2 protein-coding genes and 1 pseudogene are annotated in these 2,020 nt (G+C 72.2%); 1 reads left to right on the forward strand and 2 read right to left on the reverse strand.

Annotated elements, in window-relative coordinates; translation table 11 throughout:
• Positions 1-750 (forward strand): DUF2867 domain-containing protein (locus tag A5702_RS00515; protein WP_156669427.1); only part of this gene is annotated, 750 nt, incomplete at its 5' end.
• Here A5702_RS00515 and A5702_RS00520 read toward each other — a convergent pair.
• Complete coding sequence (locus A5702_RS00520; RefSeq protein WP_055398874.1) at positions 747-1,469, reverse strand: CPBP family intramembrane glutamic endopeptidase; 723 nt, start codon at positions 1,467-1,469, stop codon at positions 747-749. The genes A5702_RS00515 and A5702_RS00520 overlap by 4 nt on opposite strands.
• Positions 1,466-2,020 (reverse strand): annotated as a pseudogene (locus tag A5702_RS00525) (NAD-dependent epimerase); the annotation flags it as partial. The pseudogene A5702_RS00525 and the gene A5702_RS00520, both read right to left, overlap by 4 nt.

The following is a 2,020-nucleotide window of genomic DNA, read 5'->3' on the forward strand; positions in this document are numbered from 1 at the left end:
ACGGCGGCGGTGCCGTCCTCCCGCACCTGGGACGTCGGCGGACCCGACGTCCTGGAGTACGGCGACATGATGCGCATCTACGCCGACGCGGCGGGGCTGGGCAAGCGCTACCTGATCGTGCTGCCGTTTCTGACACCCACGATCGCCAGCCTCTGGGTGGGAACGGTGACTCCGATCCCGCCCGGGCTGGCGCGGCCGCTGATCGAATCGCTGGAATGCGACGCGGTCATGCGCGACCACGACGTCGACGGCATCATCGAACCACCGCCCGGCGGCCTGACCGGCTACCGCCGGGCCGTCGAACTGGCGCTGGACCGCGCCGCGCACGGCGTCCCGGAACCCTCGTGGTCGTCATTGCAATCCGAACCGGCGGAGGCGCTGCCGTCGGACCCGGACTGGGCGGGCGAGATCGTCTACACCGACGCGCGCACCGTCGACACCACCGCCGAACCCGACGCCCTCTGGAAGTCGGCGGAGGGCGCGGTGACTTCGCTCCCGGGCGGCTGGCGGGTCGAGGAACGCGCGCCGGGAACCCTGCTGCGGCTGCGCTCGACAAGGCGCGCGCCGGGACGGCAATGGCTCGAGATCACGGTCACGCCGCGGGACGGCGGCGGCAGCCGCTACACCCAGCGGTCGATCTTCCTGCCGAGGGGCCTGCCGGGCCGGGCGTACTGGCTGGCCGCGCGGCCGGCCCACGCCGCGGCGATGCGCGCGCTGGCCCGCGAGGTCGTCGGTTCGGACGGCGTCTAGACGCCGAACATCGGGGGCAGCACCAGGACCATGATCAGCCCCCACACCAAGTGGGTGAGCACCGGCGCCAGGACGCCGCCGGTCGCCCGGCGCTCGAACGCGCACACCGTCCCCAGGATGACCGCGGCGAAACCGAGCATCGGGTTGCCACTGGCCAGCGTCGCGACGGTGTACAGGATGGTCGAGATCACGACCGGGTGGTAGCGGCCCAGGGCCGTATAGAGCGCGCCGCGGAAGAACACTTCCTCGGCCACGCCGTTGACGAGCGTGATCGCCACGATCACCGGATACCAGCCGTGGTGGGCGTATTCCAGCACCCGGGTGATCAGCTCGGCCACCGGCGTGATCTCCCGGGCGATCAACCCGCCGACGATGAAGATCGCGCCGAGCAGCAGGCCGATAGCCGTCCCGGTGATGACCGGCCGCTGGTTGCGGCCGCGCCAGCAGATGCCGCCCAGGTGCAGCGGGCCGGAGGCGAACCCGCCGACGACCCACACCCCGGCCAACGCCAGGGTCAGCCAGTAAAAGCTCGAATCGCCCGGATGGCGGCGCAGCGAGAAGCCGAGCACCGCGGCACCCACGACCACCGTGACGGCCACGATGACCCGTCGGCGCCGCACCACTGCGGGCGACTCATGGTGGGGCACAGCGACTTTGGTGAGGGCGCGCCACCACTCGGACAGCGCGCCGGTGTCGGACGGGGCGGTGGACTGGCTCATGCGGGGTGCACCTTCGGAGTCAGGGCTATCAACAGGTCGAGACCGGTTCGAAGCGCTCCGGCCACCGGGCCGGGGACCAGGCCCACCAGCCGCAGCGCCGGGCGCACGACGGGTGGGGTGAGCCGGCGCGCGACGTGGCGGATGCGGCGCGCGTCGCCCCCGGCCCACACGGGATCGGTGTTGGCCAGGTGATGGGGATCGGCCAGGGCGTTGACCGGGGACGGGCGATTCGTCTGATCGGCCAAGGCTAGGGCAATGGCTTCCTCAACGCCGAGCAACCCACCGGGCGGGTCGGGCACTCGATCGCGCAGGTCGCTCTCGGACGCCACCATCGGATGGTCCAGCGATTCGACCAGATCCCCGGCCAGCCCGGGCGGCACCGGCAGCGCGACGCCGGTGATCAGCGACGCCAGCCCAGTGTCGACCCTGCCGACCGGCAACCCGGCATGCCACCGCCCGGAGATCCGCGCGTACGTCTTCAGCAGCTCGCGGTAGGAGGTGGTGTCCGGCCCGCAGATGTCGTAAGCCCCCGCCGGCAGCAGGTCGGGGTC

It is taken from the genome of Mycobacterium sp. E3339 (assembly GCF_001666915.1).
Lineage (GTDB): Bacteria > Actinomycetota > Actinomycetes > Mycobacteriales > Mycobacteriaceae > Mycobacterium.